The following is a 16,095-nucleotide window of genomic DNA, read 5'->3' on the forward strand; positions in this document are numbered from 1 at the left end:
GCGAGCGTTGCGCGTTGTGGTCCGCCCCCTCCGTCAGTCGCTATCGCGACTGCCACCCCCCAGTGCCGTGGAGGAACTGGCAGCGTATTTCTCGCACAACGCCCGAAACCGCTCCCCGCGTTCCTCGAAACTTTTGAACTGCACGAAGCTCGGCGCGGCGGGCGACAGCAGCAGCACATCCCCCTCGCCCGCCATCTCGCACGCACCGCGCACGGCGGACTCCAGATCGGCAACCGGAGTCACGACAACGCCGTCCAGCCGTCCAGCAAACTCCGCCTCCATCCGCCGCCCGGTTTCCGGCAGCAGCCACAGGCTCGCCACCCCCGCCGCGCGGATCGCGTCGGGGAGCGCGGCGTGATCCTGCCCCCGCTCGCTGCCCCCCAGGATCAGGTGGATCGGACGCCCCGCATAGACCGACAGCGCCGCCATCGTCGCCTGAGGCACGGTCGAGATGCTGTCGTCGACACAGGTCAGCCCGCCGACCGCGAACTCCTCCATTCGGTGCGGCAAGGTCGCGAACCCGCCGAGGTCGATCGCCCACGGATCCTCCAGCGCGTCGAGCATCGACGCAACCGTGGCCGCCGCCGCGACGTTAGACAGGTTGTGTTCGCCCTTCGGCACCGAGCCGGTCAGCGAAACGGCGCGCCCCTGATAGCTGAGCGATCCACCGACTGCAGTATAGCCCTCCCCGTCGTTGAACCAGGTCACGTTCGCACGATCGCCCAACCGTTTCCTGATCTCGGCATCGCGGTAATTGAGGATCGCAGGCACGCCCGGATCGATCGTCGCCAGCCGCAGCTTGTCGGCGTAATAGGCCTCGACCGATCCGTGCCACGGCACATGTTCGGGGTAGAGGTTGTTGACCACCACCAGCGCAGGCGCACGGTCGAGGTCGGCGGTCTGATAGCTCGACAGCTCCAGGATGGTGTGGTCCACCGCGGGCGCTTCACCGATCGCCGCAGTCCCGGCATTGCCCAGCAGCTTCGCATCGCGCCCGGCGGCACGCAGCATGTGGAGGATCAGGGTGGAGGTCGTGCTCTTGCCCTTGGTCCCGGTGACGCCGATCGTACCGGCGGTGCCGTTTGCCTCCAGCCAGATGTTGGTCGATGATGTGACGCGCGTTCCCGCCGCCTTTGCTTCGGTTATGTCCGGGCGTTTCAGGCTGATGCCGGGGCTTTTGACGATCACGTCGAACTCACCCGCCATAATCGCCGCCTTGGCGGTATCGCCTGCCAGCAACGCGACCCCAGCGGGCAGATCGAGCCCGTATGCCATCTCGTCGAGCAGCACCGTCACCGCCGCGCGTGGATGCTGGGCGCGGACGAAGCGCGTCACCGCCTGCCCCTCGCGGCCATAGCCCCAGATGCCGACCCGGCGCGCGCCGTCAAAGATAGCCATCAAGCGCCTTTCGAAAGCGGGCGGGCACCCGGCCCTGCCATTGCGGCGTCAGGAAATCGGCATAGGCCGCGACCGCATCGGGCGGCGTCGCGGCAATCCGGGGGGCGAGGGCGCGAACGATCGCGGTGTCGCGCCAGTCGGGATGATCGGCGATCCGCATCAGCGCCGCGCGCGATTCGAGGAACTCGCCCACGCAATCCCAGGGCTTGTGGGCACCGTCGAGCGCGGTCAGTTCCTCATAGCCGCCAAGCTGTTCGGGCATGTCGAGCAGGTTCGCACCGAACACGCGCGCAAGCCGTTCGGGCGACATCGCGGTCGCCATCATCAGGAAGGTGAAGCGGCACTTGGCGCAATCGAGGCACCAGCGTTCGCCGGTGCGTTCGAGAATACGAAACGCCTTGTTACAACTCGTGAACACGCGGTCGTAACGATCGGTTTTCGCGAACAATTGCGCGATGTGCAGCTCGGACAGCGGCCGCAGCAGCGAGAAATAGTTCAAGCTCGGCGAGAGGTGCATCGCGACATGCTCGGCAAAGCGCGCTTCGAACGCGCTGCTTTTGGAATATTGGTGGTTCACATCGTCCACCGTGGGCTCGTCGGCGGAGCGCTCGTTCGACAGGACGATGTTCGACCAGCCGTGCACAAAGGCGGCGGCGACCGCGATCAGGCTGACGATCGCGGTGATCGGAACATGGCCGTTATAGACCGCACCGGTCGCGTTCAGTTCGAACAGATACGGGTCCAGGCTGCGCTTGACGGTCGCCATCGGCACGCCGCTGGCGGCGGCGCTGTCGATCATCGGCTCGCGCGGATTGACGCAGAAGAGTTCGATGTCGTCGCCCGACGCGCGGAGAACTTCGAGGCTGACCAGCGAATCCTTGCCGCCGCCGATCAGCACCGCCGAACGATCGGGCAGATCTACCGTCGCGGCAGGTTCGTCATCCGGGACACCGGCATTTTCGAACCGGAGCCGTTCGTCGAGCGACAATCCGTTGCGCATCGCGAATTCGCCCAACCCCTCGCGGTAAACCTCCGCGAAGAACGCGATTTCGTCCTCGGCCAGATTCAGGCCACCCAGGTCGAGCACCGGCGGCAGCCACGCCTTGTAGTAGCTGACGCCCGCCATCACGAACAGCGACCGGATCGCCGCGTCGAACGCACGCCGCGCAGGGCTGCCGGACGCGGGCAATGGCGTGCCGAAATCGATCGTCTCGGTAAACGCTGTGCCGTTATCGAAGGCATAGTCCAGCAAAACGCGGCCGGCGTCGTCGTCGAAACGCTGTTTCACGAAACGGAATGTTTCGGCTGCGGCGGGCTGTGCGTAAGGGGCGGCTTCTGTCATGGTCGCGCCTGCTTTGCCCCCGGCGGCACGCGCTGCGCAAGTGTTCTGCGCGCTCGCCCCGGTCAAACGAAAAGGAATTGCCATGCGCCTGACCCGTCCCGTCGTAATTGCTGCCCTCGCCACCGCCGCGATCGCCGCCCCCGTTATCGCTCAGCAGGCGACGACCGCGCCAGCCGGCCTGCCCGGCACCGCCGATCCATCGCGCGTGACCGCGGGCAGCTATGCCGTCGACCCTTCGCACACCCAGGTGATGTGGCGAGTCAGCCATTTCGGCTTCAACGACTATTTCGGCCTGTTCGGCGATGTGACGGGGACGCTGCGGATCGATCCCGCCAATCTCCAAGCCGCGTCCGTCGACATTACGATCCCGATGCGGTCGCTGAAAACCAACAGTGACGGCCTGACCAAGCATCTGTCGGGCACCGATTTCTTCGAATTCGACCGGTTCGAGAATGCGAACTTCAAATCGACCGCCATCACGCTCGACCCCGACGGGGTGCGTGCGCGGATCGACGGCAATCTGACGCTGAAGGGTCAGACCCGGCCAGTGTCGATCACCGCACGCTTCGAAGGCGCGGGCACCAATCCGATGAACAAGAAGGAAACGGTCGGCTTTCACGGGCTCGCCACGATCCAGCGCAGCGCGTTCGGCATCAGCTATGCGTTGCCGAACGTGCCCGACGACGTGAACCTGGCGATCAGCGTCGCATTCGAGAAACAATAGGCCGTTAGGCCGCCGCGCTGCGAACCCGGGCGAAGCTCTGGAACGTGGCGCGGACATTGTCCGAAGCACGCGCAACCAGGCGCTCGACTCGGCCCATCACTTCGCCTGCTTCCACACCGGGGGTAAGCGACGCCATCGCCCAATCGCCAAATTCAGGCGCGTCGATCGTTCGACGAGAAAGGATAACGACGGCGCGGTGCCGAGGATCGGCCTTGATCCGCGCGAAGGCGGCATCGACCTTTTCGGGCGGCCCCTCAAGCACCTGGAGAAAGCGCACGCCGTCGTCATATAGCAGCCCGGTGATTCCATCGCGCTCGTTGTTGCGGCGCGACGTGAGCAGGATATGCCCGCGCTCCTGATGCGTGTCGCCACGCGCGGTGCTGATATAGACGATTTGAATCACGCGGAGATGCCTTTCGCTTCGGGATATGCCCTCGAAAAACGGTCTAGCGCCAAAAGGTTACGACTTTCTCGCCAGCGCCCAAGCGGGCCTAGACACCCGTATGGCGAATTCTTTCTGGACAAAAACTGCGCGATTCGCGAACAGGGCGCATGATGATTGCGCGCAACGACCTAATCCTGCGACTTATCCGCCCTTAGGGACGGGCGTGCGGCTGCGCATCCATCCCTAAGGGGACTTCACCGGCACCTTGTTCCAGCGGCCCCGCCGCCAGCCCATGAAGGTCATCAAACAGATGCTCCGCAACCCATCGACCAAATACCGCTCCTTTCCGCCCGTCGACCTGCGCGACCGCCAATGGCCGTCGCGCACCATCACGCGGCCCCCGCGCTGGCTGTCGACCGATCTGCGCGACGGCAACCAGGCGCTGATCGACCCGATGGACGGCGAGAAGAAGCGCCGCTTCTTCGACCTGTTGGTCAAGGTCGGGCTGAAGGAAATCGAGGTCGGTTTCCCCAGCGCGGGCGCGACCGAATTCGACTTCATCTCCGGCCTCGTCCGCTCGGGCGCGGTGCCCGGCGATGTGATGGTGCAGGTGCTGACCCAATCGCGCCGCGACCTGATCGAGACCAGCTTTGCGAGCCTGGAAGGCGCGCGTGCTGCGATCGTTCATCTCTACAACGCGGTGTCGCCCGCCTGGCGGCGCATCGTGTTCGGCATGAGCCGCGACGAGGTGCGCGAGATCGCGGTGGCGGGCGCCAAGGTGATGCGCGACGAGGCCGCCAAGCGCCCCGCCACCGATTGGCATTTCCAATATTCGCCCGAAACCTTCTCGACCGCCGAACTCGATTTCAGTTTGGAGGTGTGCTCGGCGGTGATGGAGGTGCTGCGCCCGACGCCCGAACGCCCGATCATCTTCAACCTGCCCGCGACGGTCGAATGCGCGACGCCCAACGTCTATGCCGACCAGATCGAATATTTCTGCCGCAACGTGCCCAACCGGCAGAGCGTCGTGGTCAGCCTGCACACGCACAACGATCGCGGCACCGGCGTCGCGGCGGCGGAACTGGGGATGATGGCGGGCGCCGACCGGGTCGAGGGATGCCTGCTCGGCAATGGCGAACGCACCGGCAATTGCGACCTCGTAACCGTCGCGCTCAATCTGTACACGCAGGGGATCGACCCGAAGCTCGACCTGTCCGACATCGACGCGGTGGTGAACACCGTCACCTATTGCACCAACCTGCCCGTCCATCCGCGCACGCCTTATGCCGGCGATCTGGTGTTCACCGCTTTTTCCGGCAGTCATCAGGATGCGATCAAGAAGGGGTTCGCAGCTCAAGCCGCACGCAACGACGATGTGTGGGAGGTGCCCTACCTGCCCATTGACCCCGCCGATCTCGGGCGCAGCTACGAAGCGGTGATCCGCGTGAACTCGCAGTCCGGCAAGGGTGGCGTCGCCTGGGTGATCGAACAGGACAAGGGGCTGAAACTGCCCAAGCGGATGCAGGCAGATTTCAGCCGTCACGTCCAGGCGCTCGCCGACCGCACAAGCCGCGAACTGGATGCGGGGGACATCTGGCGCTGCTTTGCCGATACCTATGCGCTCGAAGGCCCGCAGCGTTTCGTGCTTGAGGCCTATGACGAGAACCGCGCACCGAACGGCGAACGCATCTTTGCCGGGCGTGTCTGTGTCGATGGCGCGGCGCAAAGCGTGTCGGGGCGCGGCAATGGCCTCATCTCCAGCGTCATCGACGGGCTGGGCCAGGCGTGCGGGATCGAGATCGACGTCACCGATTACCACGAACACGCGATCGGGGCGGGTTCGGACGCGCAAGCGGCGGCTTATGTGGAATGCCGCACGGGTGATGGGCGGACGGTGTGGGGCGTGGGGATCGACGCCGATGTCGCCACGGCGAGCGTGCGTGCGGTGCTGAGCGCGGCGAACGGGGTTGGGTCGGGATAACCCGAAACGAACTCGTCATTGCGAGCGCAGCGAAGCAATCCAGGGCGGAAAGCGCAGCGCTGGATTGCCTCGCGGTGCTCGCAATGACGAAAAGCCCTCTCCCGTCATCCCTGCGTTGGTCCCTTACCGCTCCAAATTGACGAAATCCGCCTCGAAGCTCGTCATATGCGCGCCGCCGTCGATGAAGATCGTCTGCCCGGTGGTCGCCTTTGCCCGCGCCACGAACAGCACCGCTTCCGCGACCTCCTCGGCCTGCGGCAGGCGTGCGAGCGGCATCCGCGCGGCCAGCCGCTCGGTCTGCGCGGCGTCGTAATCCTCGGTTACGATGGTCAGCCCCGGGGCCACCGCATTCACCCGGATCGCGGGCGCCAGGTCGCGCGCGGCGATGCGGGTGAGCCCCGCCAGCGCGTGTTTCGACAGGCTATAGGCGAGCTGATCGCCATGCGGCTGGGCGATGCGCTGATCGAGGATGTTGACGATGCTCCGCCCTGCCCCGCCACTTGCCGCAAAAGCCTGAATCAGCAGGGCGGGCGCGGCGCAATTGACCGCATAATGATCCATCAGCGCGGCATGGGTGGTGTCCGACAGCCGGTCCTGGCCGAAGATCGACGCGCTGTTGACCAACAGGTCCGGTGCGCGACCGAAATGCGCCGTCACCGACGCCATCAAGCGCCCGGGTGCATTCACGTCGCCGAAATCGGCGGCGAAGCCCGCCCACTGCGCCCCAGCGGCCTCGAACGCTTGCGACAGGCCGGTTTCGGGTTCGGCATCCTGACTGCCGTGGATCGCCACGTCATAACCCGACCCCGCCAGCGTTCGCGCGATCGCCGCGCCCAGCCGCCGGTGGCCACCGGTCACCAGCGCCAGCGGACGCGTCACGCCAGCCCCATCAGCTTCATGACTTCCAACCGGCTGCGTTCGTCGTCGCGAAACGCGCCCATCATCCGGCTGGTCCGCATCGTCACGCCTGGCGTCCGCACTCCGCGTGCGGTCATGCAGGCATGGGTAGCGTCGATCACCACCGCCACGCCTTGCGGGCGCAGATGTTCCCAGATGCAGTCGGCAACCTCTGCCGTCAGCCGCTCCTGAACCTGCAACCGCCGTGCGAAGCCGTGGAGCACCCGCGCCAATTTCGAAATGCCGACGACATGGTTCCTGGGCAGATAGGCGATGTGCGCGCGCCCGATGATCGGCGCCATATGATGTTCGCAATGCGACTGGAACGGAATGTCCTTTAGCAGAACGATTTCGTCATAGCCGCCAACCTCCTCGAACACACGCGACAGGTGCGCTGCGGGATCGTCCTGATAACCCTGACAATATTCGCGCCACGCCTTTGCCACCCGGCGCGGCGTGTCGACCAGACCTTCACGAGTCGGATCGTCGCCGGTCCAGCGGATGAGCGTGCGGATCGCGTCGGTCACCTCATCGGGAATTGCGTCGGGCGCGGCGGGCGGCACCGTTTCGGTCACTGTGGTTCCGGGCAGAATTTCCGACATCGATCATCCCCTGGCCGCAAGCCGCGCCTCTTGACGCTACGGCATGCTCAATTCGCTGTGGCGCACCATCCAACATCGGGTCGATGCAAGCGCGCCACAAGTCCCGATAATCGGCGGCAATCCTAGCTTTATGCGATTGACGCAAGCGGAAACGGCGGCTTAATCCATCAATAAATCCGCGCAATAAGCGGATCATGGGGAGGATATTGGCATGAAGAAATTCAACCTGCTTGCGGCGACCGCATTGACGATGGCAATCGCGACGCCGGCTTTCGCACAGGACGCAACGGTTCCTGCTGAGCCGCAGGAAAGCGAGTTCACCAGCGCCAACAACATCGTCGTCACCGCGACGCGCCGCGACGAAACGGTGCAGGACGTGCCGATCGCGATCACCGCCGTCGGCACCGAATTGCTTGAAAATGCCGGCGTCACCGATATTCGCGGCCTCGAACAGCTGGCCCCGTCGCTGCAAAGCTCGACCGGCCAGTCGTCCGCGACCGGCACCACCCTCTATCTGCGCGGCATTACCACTGCGGGCGACAATCCCGGTTTCGAACCGGCCGTCGGCGTGTTCATCGACGGCGTCTATCGCGCCCGTGCCGGTGTCGCCGTATCCGAACTTCCCGAGCTGGAACGCGTCGAAATCCTGCGCGGACCCCAGGGCACGCTGTTCGGCCGCAATACCTCGGCCGGTGCGCTATCGATTTTCACCGCGCGTCCCTCGTTCGAGACCGCCGGCTATGTCGAGGGCAGCTACGGCAATTATGACGCCTGGGAATTGAAAGGCGCGATCACCGGCCCGGTCAGCGAACAGATCGCGCTGCGCCTCGACGCGGGCATGCGCAAGCGTGATGGCTATATCGAGGATGTGAACGCCGACCGCGCGTTCAACGATGTCGATCGTTGGTACGTTCGCGGCCAGGCGTTGATCGACACCGGCGACCTCACCTTTCGCCTGATCGGCGATTATTACGAAACCGACGAACAATGCTGCGGCGCGGTCAGCGCGGTCCGCGGCGCACTCGCGCCCGCGATCGAGGCGATTGCGGCGGCGCAGGGACTGGACGGTCTCTATCAGGGTGAAAACCGCAACATCATCTTCCCGACCGGCTCGGGCATGACGCTCAACGCCAGCACGCTGCCGCTGGAGCGGCGCATGGCGGCGTCGCCCAACCGCGATTTCGGTGAAGCGGTGCGCGACTGGGGTGTGTCGGGCGAACTTAACTATGATTTCGGCGATGTCTCGCTGACCTCGATCACCGCCTATCGCAACTGGCGCGTGCTCCGGAACCAGGACGTCGATTTCTCAGGCATCGATCGCGCCTATCGTGACGGGTATCGCAACGGGCTGGAAAACTTCACCCAGGAACTGCGCTTCCAGGGCTCGGCGTTCGGCGGCGTGCTCGACTGGCTGGTCGGTGGCTTCTATCTCAACGAAAAGAACTCGCTGTTCGACACGGTTCGGATCGGCAACGACGGCAACCGCTATGTCGATACCGTGCTGAACGGTGCGACCCGTTCGGCATTGCTGCCGACCGGCGCGCAGTTCTTCGGCTCGCTTGGCCCGACCGTGCCACTGTTCGGTCAGGTCTTGCTCGCGCAGAACCCGATCGTCGCGCCCCCGCCAGCGCCGGGACTTCCGCCGATCACGCTGCAACAGATCGCGCCTCCGGGATCGCCGCTGTTCGCGCTGCTCAACAGTCCGCTTCCCGGTGCCCAGCCCGGCCAAGGCAACAGCAACGATTATCGCGTACAAACCAACGCCTTCGCGCTGTTCACGCACAACATCATCAACATCACCGAAAATCTGTCGCTGACGTTGGGTGCGCGCCTGAACCACGAAAAGAAGGAGATGAACACTACCATCAGTAACAACCTGGGTAGTTGCGCATTCTTCGAGCAGGTGCGCGCAGGCAACGCCGCGGCGGTCACCTATGCCAATCTGCTGCGCGGTGCGGCACCGGGCGGCGCGCTGTTCAACAACCTGTTCCTGCTCAGCTGCAACCCGGCGGTAAACACCGAATTTAACGGCAATTACACCGACGAATTTGACGAGACCAAGGTGACCGGCACGGCCAAGCTCGCCTACAAGGTCAATCGCGACATCATGATCTATGGCGGCTATGATCGCGGCTATAAATCGGGCGGCTACAACATGGACCAGGCGACGTTCCAGTCGGTCCTGTTGGGCGGCACCCCGGCGACGGGATCGGACCTGCGCTTCGGTTCGGAAAGCGTCGACGCCTATGAAATCGGCATCAAGACCAGCATCACGCCGCAGTTCACGCTGAACGTCGCGGGCTTCTATCAGAAGTTCAAGGACCTTCAGTCGCTGGTGTTCAGCGGCAACAACTTCGTCGTCCAGAATGTCGACAGCACCACCAGCAAGGGGATCGAGGTCGAATCGATCATCCAGCCGGTGCGCGAGCTGATCTTCCGCCTGGGCTACAGCTATATCGACGCGAAATACGACGACAGCAACAATTTCACCGGCACCCCGCTTCAGGGTCAGGAAGGGCTGCGGCTTCAGAACCAGCCGCTGCACACCATCGGCATCGCCGGCACCTGGACCCCGCCGCTCACCTCGACGCTGAACGGGCTGATCCATGTCGATATGCGCTACAACAGCGAAGTGAACATCCCGTCGAGCAACCCCGATCCCGTCACGGGCCGGACGGTGCTTTTCAACCAGGGCTATCCGTTAGTTGGCGCACGCGTGGGCGTCCAGACCAGCGATCGGTCGAAGAGCCTGGAGTTCTTCGTCGAGAACCTGACCAACCAATATTACCACGTCACCGGCTTTGCAGTACCCGAACAGACCGGCAATTTCGCCGCCTATCCGGGCCAGCCGCGCTTCTACGGCGTGAAGGCCAAGTTCGGCTTCTAACCAAGACCAACAAGGTCGGGTCGCGACAAGGGCGCCGTCGGGGAATACCCCGGCGGCGCTTTTGCGTGTGGTTCTTTTTCCCAACCCTTGATCCTGTTGATCGACAGGATTCCAAAGATCGGTGATGATGCGTAACGAATCGCACGCCTCGGGGAAGCGTTGCGACCGGCCTATGGGGGGCCATCCATGTTGCGGTCGAACGGCAATGACGAACCGACGCGCGGATCCGCGACGCCCGTGCGCGCATCCGAGGCTCTGGCGGCGATCGTCGGCGACGCGCCGATGACCCGGGCAGAGGCCACCAGCCGCGTTTGGGACTATATCCGCACCAACGGGCTTCAGGACCCAAACGACAAGCGCCGGATCATCGCGGACGAGGCATTGGCAAAGGTGTTCGGCGCAGACCGCGTCAGCATGTTCGACATTCCGCGCCATCTGAACGCGCACCTGCGCTGATCGCCGCCCGCGCGGGCGGTCTTGCGTGGTGACCCCGACTGGATTCGAACCAGTGGCCCCCGGATTAGGAATCCGATGCTCTATCCTGCTGAGCTACGGGGCCGCGCACGCGCGTCCTGCATCGTCGCAGCGGCGCACAGGGTCAAGAGGCTGCGCGCGCGGACCGATGGCGAAAAAGAAGTTGGCTGGGGCGGCAGGGATCGAACCTGCGAATGGCGGCATCAAAAGCCGCTGCCTTACCGCTTGGCGACGCCCCAGCAGGGTCCGGCGCTTATAGCGACCCCTTCGTACGATGGAAGGGGTCGCGTGGGCCTTTTTCTAGAACAGGCGTTCGACCCAGCCGTGCGGGTCAGGTGCTTCGCCGCGCTGGATGGCGACGAGCTGGTCGCGCAGCCGCGTCGTGACCTCGCCGGGGCCACCATTGCCGACCGCGAAGCTCCAGCCGGGGGCCGACACCTTGCCGACCGGGGTCACGACTGCCGCAGTGCCGCAGGCAAAGGTCTCGCGAAGCGCGCCGCTTTCGGCATCCGCCTTCCACTGATCGATCGCATAGCGTTCCTCGCGCACCGTCATGCCCGCATCGCGCGCGAGCTGGATCACCGAATCGCGGGTGATGCCTGGCAGGATCGTTCCCGACAGCGGGGGTGTGACCATCGATCCGTCGTCCATCACGAAGAACAGGTTCATGCCGCCCAGTTCCTCGACCCAGCGGCGTTCGGCGGCATCAAGGAAGACGACCTGGTCGTATCCGCCCGCAATCGCTTCCGACTGGGGAAGCAGGCTTGCGGCGTAATTGCCGCCGCATTTGGCTGCCCCCGTGCCGCCGGGTGCGGCGCGGCTGTAATCCTGTGACACCCAGAGCGAGATTGAGGGCGCGCCGCCCTTGAAATACGCGCCGACCGGCGACGCGATCACCATGTAGAGATATTCCGAAGCGGGCTTCACGCCCAGGAACACTTCGCTGGCGAACATGAAGGGGCGAAGATAGAGCGCGCCGCCTTCGACATGCGGAATCCAGTCGGCATCGGCCTTTACCAGCGCGCGCACCGATTCGAGGAACAGGTCTTCGGGGAGTTCGGCCATCGCCATCCGGCGGGCGGACTCCTGAAACCGGCGCGCATTGGCATCGGCACGGAACAGCGCCGCGCCGCCGTCAGGCAGGCGATAGGCCTTCATCCCTTCGAAGATTTCCTGCGCGTAATGCAGCACCGCGCAAGCCGGATCGATCTCGATCGGGCCGCGCGCGGTGACCTTGGCGTCGTGCCACCCTTTGTCTGCCGAATAGCGGATCATCACCATATGATCGGTGAAGATCTTGCCGAAGCCGGGATTGGCGAGCAGCCCATCGCGCTCCGCGTCCGAACGCGGGTTCGGATGGGTTTCGATCGCGAAGGCGGGCGCGGCAGTCATGGACGGTCCTCTCATGGTGCCCGGATGCGCCGGGCCGTGGCTTGCGGTGGCTTAGGGGGAGTGCCAGAACCGGTCAACAATGGCCTCCCCTCCCCCTTCCGGTCCCATCCGTGCCGCATCCCCCCTGTTCCTGCGCGAAGCCGAAATCCGGCGCGGGATCGAGCTGCTGTTCTTCGGATCGGCGCATCTGTTCCGGGCGATCGACGACGAACTGGACGCGCAGGGGCTGGGCCGGGCGCATCAGCGGGCGCTGTATTTCATCGCGCGCAAGCCCGACCTGACGGTGGGCGAGTTGCTGCACATGCTGGCGATTACCAAACAGTCGCTAGGGCGGGTGCTGAACGATCTGGCGAAGCGCGGACTGGTGGAGAGCCAGCCGGGCCTGCGCGACCGGCGACAGAAATTGCTGCGGCTGACGGCGAGCGGCGCGGAACTTGAGGCGCGGCTGTACGACCGGCTGCGCGAAAAACTGTCGAGCGCCTACGCCAGCGCGGGGCAAGGGTCGGTGACGGGTTTCTGGGGCGTGCTCGAAGGGCTTGTGCCGGTCGAGGAGCGCGTGAGGATCGCCAATCTGGGGCGCGCGCAATGAGGAGAGAGGATATGTCGCGGCGGGACCAGCTGATGCGCGGATTTCGCGATTGCGTTGCCGAAACGAAGCATGATCGGCTCGCTCATCGAGCGGGGATCGTCGTCGGCCTTGTCGTTGCGTGGCAGTGGTCGGTTGGCTGATGTGGGGCTGAAATCCTCGCCGTCGGGGATGTGGCAGCGCCTCACGCTAACGGAGGGGGTAGGCCGCGAACGCTACGTTGGCGGCTAAACGCGCGTCTATCGCGAGCACCAGGAAATGCCAATCGGCACCACGGGCGCAGCAATTGTCGTTGTGAGCGCAGCGAAACAATCCATCTTGGATCGCGTGGCGCTGGATTGCTTCGCTGCGCTCGCAATGACGGTAGGGTTTGCGGCTCCGGCGAACCAGCGCGAAAGCCGCAATCCCGGTCAGGCCACTTTGAACCCTTCGCGGTTCATTGCATTGCGCAGCTTCCGGTTTTCCTCGTCCGAAAGTCGCGCTTTCAGCGCGGGGAACAGATGCTGTTCCTCTTCCTTCATATGCTTTTCGATGTCGGCGCGGAATTGGCGCACGGTGGCGATCCACTGGCCCGATTCGCGCGGCGTGTTTTCGAGCTGGAACAAATAGCGTTTCACGTCGCCATGTTCCTCGTTCAGCCGGTGCGCGGACGCCTCATCGCTGTCGGCCAGCTTGGCGTAGATCACGTTCTCCTCTTCGACCGCATGCTTCATCAGCGCATGTTTGAGCTGCGTCAGCAGCACGGTGCGCTTGGTGGTGTTGCGCTCGTCGGTCGCCTCCAGCGCGTCGAAGATCTTGAGAACGGCGCTGTGTTCGGCGGCCAGCGCCTCGTCCCAGTCGCCAGCCATCAAGGTCGGTGCCTGTACCGCAGCCTTGCGGCCCAGCATCGCCATGATGCCCAGCGCTGCGCCGCCCGCGACGGCACCGGCCAACACCTTGAAATTGGGAAGTCCGCGGTCGTCGTCGGCGACGAACTTGCCGTCTTCGTCGCGGTCGGGAAGTCGTTGCTTGGTGGTCGCCATCATGTCCTCCTGAGGTTCGTTCTCGGTTCAACGAGCGAACGACGAAGGACGTTCCGGGACGAGGTCGTGATCATTCTACAGCAGCCCCGTCACGGATAGGATCGTGATGACCTACCGCGCGGCCTCTGCCATTTCGACATTGCGGCGGCGCGACGCCTCCAGCGTCGCGCGCATCAGCGACTTGAGCGCATCGTCCTTGTCGAGGACGTTCATCCCTTCCCGCGTCGAACCGCCCGGGCTGGCGACGCGGTCCGCGAGCTGCGCAGGGGTCGCATCATCGTTGCTGGCGAGCGTCGCCGCCCCCTCGACCGTTGCGGTTGCCAGCCGCAGCGCCTGATGCTCGGGCAAACCGATTGCCACGCCTGCCTCCGCCATCGCATCGATAAAGCGATAGACGAAGCCGGGACCGCAGCCCGACAGGGCCGTCACCGCGTCGAACAAATCCTCGCGGTCGATCCATTCGACCAGCCCGAGCGGCGCCATCAGCGCGTCCGCATCGGCGCGCAGGCCGGGATCGCCATCGCTGCTGTACAGCGCGACCACACCCTTGCCGATGCCGACGGGCAGGTTGGGCATGACCCGCACAACCGATTTCGATCCGAAGCGCCGGGCAAGTGCTTCTTCGTCGACGCCAGCCAGGATCGAAAACAGTATCGGCACCGACCGGAACCGGTCGCCGACATTCTCCGCCACCGCGTCGAGCAATTGAGGTTTCACCCCGAGCATCACGGCATCGGGCGCGTCGCCCGAGGGAAGCTCTGTCACATGCCTGACGCCGTCTGGAGTCTTGGGCTGGCCGGGATCGATCACCGTCACCTCTGCAGGATCGATCGCCCCGCCTGCCACCCACTGACGCAGCATGGCCCCCGCCATGTTGCCGCATCCGATCATCCACAACGACTGTATAATCAGGCTTCTCCTCTGGTTTCGACCATCGAGGCGGCAATCGCCTCCCTGGGGCTCTTGCCGCCCCACAGCACGAACTGGAACACGGGATAGAAACGCTCGCATTCGTCGATCGCGCTTTCGACCAGCATTTCGGCCTGGGCCAGCGTCAGCGTCGCCTCTTCCTCGCCATCGATCATCGCGGCGTGGCGAAACAGCAGGATGCCACTTGCCGACCAGAGTTCGAAATGGCCGATCCACAGCTGTTCGTTGACCAGGCTAAGCGTCTCGTAGAGCTGGCCGCGACGCTCCTCGGGCACGCGGATGTCGGGAAAGGCCAGGAATTGCAGCACGCCGTCAGCCTCGCGCCAGATCGCACGCAGCTCATATTCGGTCCAGCTGCCCTTGTATTTGGCGACGACCTCGTCCTCGTCGCGTTCATAGGTCCAGCCATGCGCCGAAAAATAGCTTTCGAGCATGTCGATGGGGGCGTCGCCGTCACGCTCCAGCTCGGTTTCGTCGAGCATCAGCGGGCCTGTTTCACGTCAATCATTGCGCGCATCCATGCCAAAACCGCCCCCCGGGAACAAGCCGGGGAACCTGCGGATGCGGATTCTGCTGTGGAAAAGCGCGGGGATTCAGGCCTCGCCAACCGGCTTGGCGCGCGGTTTCCTGGGGGCAGGTGCGGCGGTGGTCGCACCGCCCAGCTTGGCTTCGAGCGCGTCGATCCGTGCCTTTAGCGCGTCATTCTCGTCGCGTGCGGCGGCGGCCATTGCCTTCACCGCATCGAATTCGTCGCGCGATACGAAATCGAGCCCGCCGATCCATTCGCGTGCCCGCTCGCGCGCGCCCTGTTCGCCTTCGCGCGCCATGCCCGCAACGGTCCCGGCGGCACCGTTCACGAACTTCACGAAATCGTCGAAAATGCGGTTCTGGCTTTGCATGTCGTGCTCCTGATTCAGAGCTGTATCTGGGTGGAGGCGGCGGGCCGCGCAAGTCCCTCGGCATCGGGGTTCAACTGGCCGATGCCCCAGGTGAGACACCCGGCATAGCTGATCCACACCATATAGGGGACCATCAGCCACGCGGCGGGCTTGCGAATGCGCGCGAACAGGAAGGTGATCGCGATCGACAGGACCAGCATCGCAACGATGATCCACAACGCCAGTTGAATCTTGCCCGCGCCGAAGAACACCGGCGTCCAGGCGAGATTGAGCACCAGCTGGACCATGAACAACGCGATCGCCAGCGACCGGCGGGACCCGCGCGCGTTGAGGATCAGCGCCAGCGCAAGGCCGAGCATGATGTAGAGGCTGGTCCACACTACCGGAAACACCCAGCCCGGCGGCGTGCCCACCGGCTTTGCAAGCGCGGCATACCAGGGATTGGCATCGCCGCTCGGCACCAGCTGGCCCGAGGTAAAGCCGAGCAGCAGCACGAACGGCACGGTGACGCTGGCCCAGCGGAGAAACGACCAGCGAAGCTGACTGTGCGATGCGATCTCACCCACGCGGCAATCC

16 protein-coding genes and 2 tRNA genes are annotated in these 16,095 nt (G+C 64.5%); 5 read left to right on the plus strand and 13 right to left on the minus strand.

Annotated features, from left to right (window positions below; all coding sequences use genetic code 11):
- Window positions 1–33 precede the first annotated feature (33 nt).
- Together murD and ACX0GZ_RS03020 are read right to left on the minus strand one after the other, a co-directional pair.
- Window positions 34–1,398, minus strand: coding sequence for a UDP-N-acetylmuramoyl-L-alanine--D-glutamate ligase (murD, locus tag ACX0GZ_RS03015; RefSeq protein ID WP_458813194.1), 1,365 nt, complete (start codon window positions 1,396–1,398; stop codon window positions 34–36).
- Complete coding sequence (locus tag ACX0GZ_RS03020) at window positions 1,385–2,686, minus strand: hypothetical protein (protein ID WP_458813196.1); 1,302 nt, start codon at window positions 2,684–2,686, stop codon at window positions 1,385–1,387. The genes murD and ACX0GZ_RS03020 overlap by 14 nt, the downstream gene beginning before the upstream one ends.
- A gap of 136 nt (window positions 2,687–2,822) precedes the next feature.
- Between ACX0GZ_RS03020 and ACX0GZ_RS03025 the strand changes: the two genes are divergently transcribed.
- Window positions 2,823–3,464 carry a YceI family protein gene (locus ACX0GZ_RS03025; RefSeq protein WP_458813198.1) on the plus strand — a complete coding sequence of 214 codons (642 nt, stop codon included), beginning with the start codon at window positions 2,823–2,825 and terminating at the stop codon, window positions 3,462–3,464.
- A gap of 4 nt (window positions 3,465–3,468) precedes the next feature.
- Here ACX0GZ_RS03025 and ACX0GZ_RS03030 read toward each other — a convergent pair whose 3' ends face one another.
- Window positions 3,469–3,867, minus strand: coding sequence for a BLUF domain-containing protein (locus ACX0GZ_RS03030; RefSeq protein ID WP_458813200.1), 399 nt, complete (start codon window positions 3,865–3,867; stop codon window positions 3,469–3,471).
- Window positions 3,868–4,159: 292 nt separating this feature from the next.
- On the opposite strand from ACX0GZ_RS03030, the gene leuA reads away from it, so the two are divergent.
- A complete protein-coding gene (leuA, locus tag ACX0GZ_RS03035; RefSeq protein WP_458813310.1) occupies window positions 4,160–5,830 on the plus strand; it encodes a 2-isopropylmalate synthase in 1,671 nt (556 codons plus the stop codon).
- Window positions 5,831–5,953: 123 nt separating this feature from the next.
- Here the strand turns inward: leuA and ACX0GZ_RS03040 are convergent, their stop codons facing one another.
- Entirely contained in the window at window positions 5,954–6,709 is a 756-nt protein-coding gene (locus ACX0GZ_RS03040) for an SDR family oxidoreductase (RefSeq protein ID WP_458813202.1), read from the minus strand.
- Window positions 6,706–7,329 carry a GTP cyclohydrolase I FolE gene (folE, locus tag ACX0GZ_RS03045; RefSeq protein ID WP_458813204.1) on the minus strand — a complete coding sequence of 208 codons (624 nt, stop codon included), beginning with the start codon at window positions 7,327–7,329 and terminating at the stop codon, window positions 6,706–6,708. Before folE ends, ACX0GZ_RS03040 begins: the two co-directional genes overlap by 4 nt.
- Before the next feature lie 211 nt (window positions 7,330–7,540).
- On the opposite strand from folE, the gene ACX0GZ_RS03050 reads away from it, so the two are divergent.
- On the plus strand, window positions 7,541–10,216 hold the full coding sequence (locus tag ACX0GZ_RS03050; protein ID WP_458813206.1) for a TonB-dependent receptor: 2,676 nt from the start codon (window positions 7,541–7,543) through the stop codon (window positions 10,214–10,216).
- A 186-nt stretch (window positions 10,217–10,402) separates the two neighbouring features.
- Window positions 10,403–10,672 (plus strand): SWIB/MDM2 domain-containing protein, encoded by a 270-nt coding sequence (locus ACX0GZ_RS03055; RefSeq protein WP_458813208.1) that lies wholly within the window; start codon window positions 10,403–10,405, stop codon window positions 10,670–10,672.
- Between the two features lie 26 nt (window positions 10,673–10,698).
- Here the strand turns inward: ACX0GZ_RS03055 and ACX0GZ_RS03060 are convergent.
- From ACX0GZ_RS03060 to ACX0GZ_RS03070, 3 genes are all read right to left on the minus strand, one after another.
- Window positions 10,699–10,775: transfer RNA gene (locus ACX0GZ_RS03060), tRNA-Arg, on the minus strand.
- 79 nt (window positions 10,776–10,854) lie between these two features.
- Window positions 10,855–10,929, minus strand: a tRNA-Gln gene (locus ACX0GZ_RS03065).
- Window positions 10,930–10,990: 61 nt separating this feature from the next.
- On the minus strand, window positions 10,991–12,082 hold the full coding sequence (locus ACX0GZ_RS03070; protein ID WP_458813210.1) for a branched-chain amino acid aminotransferase: 1,092 nt from the start codon (window positions 12,080–12,082) through the stop codon (window positions 10,991–10,993).
- 79 nt (window positions 12,083–12,161) lie between these two features.
- On the opposite strand from ACX0GZ_RS03070, the gene ACX0GZ_RS03075 reads away from it, so the two are divergent.
- Window positions 12,162–12,671 carry a MarR family winged helix-turn-helix transcriptional regulator gene (locus ACX0GZ_RS03075; RefSeq protein WP_458813212.1) on the plus strand — a complete coding sequence of 170 codons (510 nt, stop codon included), beginning with the start codon at window positions 12,162–12,164 and terminating at the stop codon, window positions 12,669–12,671.
- A gap of 407 nt (window positions 12,672–13,078) precedes the next feature.
- Here ACX0GZ_RS03075 and ACX0GZ_RS03080 read toward each other — a convergent pair whose 3' ends face one another.
- From ACX0GZ_RS03080 to ACX0GZ_RS03100, 5 genes are all read right to left on the minus strand, one after another.
- Window positions 13,079–13,690 (minus strand): hemerythrin domain-containing protein, encoded by a 612-nt coding sequence (locus ACX0GZ_RS03080; protein WP_458813214.1) that lies wholly within the window; start codon window positions 13,688–13,690, stop codon window positions 13,079–13,081.
- 111 nt (window positions 13,691–13,801) lie between these two features.
- The gene (gene proC, locus ACX0GZ_RS03085; protein WP_458813312.1) at window positions 13,802–14,581 is read right to left on the minus strand and encodes a pyrroline-5-carboxylate reductase; all 780 of its coding nucleotides are present in this window, start codon (window positions 14,579–14,581) and stop codon (window positions 13,802–13,804) included.
- A 17-nt stretch (window positions 14,582–14,598) separates the two neighbouring features.
- A complete protein-coding gene (locus ACX0GZ_RS03090) occupies window positions 14,599–15,102 on the minus strand; it encodes a type III secretion system chaperone family protein (RefSeq protein WP_458813216.1) in 504 nt (167 codons plus the stop codon).
- A 111-nt stretch (window positions 15,103–15,213) separates the two neighbouring features.
- The gene (locus ACX0GZ_RS03095; protein WP_458813218.1) at window positions 15,214–15,519 is read right to left on the minus strand and encodes an accessory factor UbiK family protein; all 306 of its coding nucleotides are present in this window, start codon (window positions 15,517–15,519) and stop codon (window positions 15,214–15,216) included.
- A 14-nt stretch (window positions 15,520–15,533) separates the two neighbouring features.
- A complete protein-coding gene (locus ACX0GZ_RS03100) occupies window positions 15,534–16,085 on the minus strand; it encodes a TspO/MBR family protein (RefSeq protein WP_458813220.1) in 552 nt (183 codons plus the stop codon).
- Window positions 16,086–16,095: the final 10 nt, after the last annotated feature.

It is taken from the genome of Sphingomonas aestuarii, assembly GCF_054457155.1.

Coding starts and splice junctions, on each gene's coding strand:
- murD (WP_458813194.1), bottom strand. CDS start 1,398: ATGGCTATCTTTGACGGCGCGCGCCGGGTCGGCATCTGGGGCTATGGC.
- ACX0GZ_RS03025 (WP_458813198.1), top strand. CDS start 2,823: ATGCGCCTGACCCGTCCCGTCGTAATTGCTGCCCTCGCCACCGCCGCG.
- leuA (WP_458813310.1), top strand. CDS start 4,160: ATGCTCCGCAACCCATCGACCAAATACCGCTCCTTTCCGCCCGTCGAC.
- folE (WP_458813204.1), bottom strand. CDS start 7,329: ATGTCGGAAATTCTGCCCGGAACCACAGTGACCGAAACGGTGCCGCCC.
- ACX0GZ_RS03050 (WP_458813206.1), top strand. CDS start 7,541: ATGAAGAAATTCAACCTGCTTGCGGCGACCGCATTGACGATGGCAATC.
- ACX0GZ_RS03055 (WP_458813208.1), top strand. CDS start 10,403: ATGTTGCGGTCGAACGGCAATGACGAACCGACGCGCGGATCCGCGACG.
- ACX0GZ_RS03070 (WP_458813210.1), bottom strand. CDS start 12,082: ATGACTGCCGCGCCCGCCTTCGCGATCGAAACCCATCCGAACCCGCGT.
- ACX0GZ_RS03075 (WP_458813212.1), top strand. CDS start 12,162: ATGGCCTCCCCTCCCCCTTCCGGTCCCATCCGTGCCGCATCCCCCCTG.
- ACX0GZ_RS03080 (WP_458813214.1), bottom strand. CDS start 13,690: ATGGCGACCACCAAGCAACGACTTCCCGACCGCGACGAAGACGGCAAG.
- proC (WP_458813312.1), bottom strand. CDS start 14,581: ATGATCGGATGCGGCAACATGGCGGGGGCCATGCTGCGTCAGTGGGTG.
- ACX0GZ_RS03090 (WP_458813216.1), bottom strand. CDS start 15,102: ATGCTCGACGAAACCGAGCTGGAGCGTGACGGCGACGCCCCCATCGAC.
- ACX0GZ_RS03095 (WP_458813218.1), bottom strand. CDS start 15,519: ATGCAAAGCCAGAACCGCATTTTCGACGATTTCGTGAAGTTCGTGAAC.